Genomic DNA, 255 nt, shown 5'->3' on the forward strand with positions numbered 1-255 from the left:
TACAACTTTTGAATTTGATTCATTGTAAGATCCCTGGTTTTATTCTTATTTCTTTTACTTTAGATTCTTTTGCCATATGTCTTCCTGAGCGAAGTCGAAGGAAACTTGACAGGCATAAACTTTGAGCCGGGTAAAAATCTAATTTCAATCTTTGAAAGAACTCCGGGGTTAAGTTCAAAACGAATGAAGTGCTAAAGAATTGGATGTGGAAATTTAGTTTATTTACAGAATATGCATCCCGTTTGTCCTTTCGGC

The 255-nt window shown here is 34.9% G+C and carries 1 protein-coding gene; it reads right to left on the minus strand.

Annotated elements, in window-relative coordinates:
• Nucleotides 1-19 precede the first annotated feature (19 nt).
• Nucleotides 20-255, minus strand: a 236-nt coding sequence (locus ACHRV3_RS23055; RefSeq protein ID WP_395436304.1) for a hypothetical protein, incomplete at its 5' end; no start/stop codon positions are given.

Source organism: Flavobacterium sp. FlaQc-49 (assembly GCF_044005985.1).
Taxonomy (GTDB): domain Bacteria; phylum Bacteroidota; class Bacteroidia; order Flavobacteriales; family Flavobacteriaceae; genus Flavobacterium; species Flavobacterium cupriresistens.